Source organism: Shewanella olleyana (assembly GCF_023283825.1).
Classification (GTDB): Bacteria; Pseudomonadota; Gammaproteobacteria; order Enterobacterales; family Shewanellaceae; genus Shewanella; species Shewanella olleyana.
In genome coordinates, this window is the sequence record NZ_JAKILD010000083.1 from 1 (window position 1) to 524 (window position 524).

Genomic DNA, 524 nt, shown 5'->3' on the forward strand with positions numbered 1-524 from the left:
CTTCCTCTTATCACAGCGTTGATAGGACAGTAGAGGCGATAGTGCTGGAAGAGGAGTCACTGGCTATTCGAAAAACGCTTTATGCTGAGCAGCCAGCGCGCTGGGCAGAGGGTTACGCCCAAAGCCTAAATAATCTGGCCGTCTGCTATGAAAGCGTTGGTAGGACAGTAGAGGTGATAGCGCTGAAAGAGGAGTCACTGGCTATTCTAAAAGCGCTTTATGCTGAGCAGCCTGCGCGCTGGGCAGAGGATTACACCACCAGCCTAAATAATCTGGCCGTCAGCTATGAAAGCGCTGGTAGGACAGTAGAGGTGATAGCGCTGAAAGAGGAGTCACTGGCTATTCGAAAAGCGCTTTATGCTGAGCAGCCAGCGCGCTGGGCAGAGGATTACACCACCAGCCTAAATAATCTGTCTACTTCTTATTACAGCGTTGATAGGACCACAGAGGCGATAACGCTGCAAGAGGAGTCACTGGCTATTCGAAAAGCGCTTTATGCTGAGCAGCCAGCGCGCTGGGCAGAG

At 51.9% G+C, this 524-nt stretch carries 1 protein-coding gene; it reads left to right on the forward strand.

The genetic code is table 11. The features are described 5' to 3' along the window. On the forward strand, nt 1–524 hold a 524-nt coding region (locus tag L2735_RS19940; RefSeq protein ID WP_248986320.1), incomplete at both ends, for a tetratricopeptide repeat protein.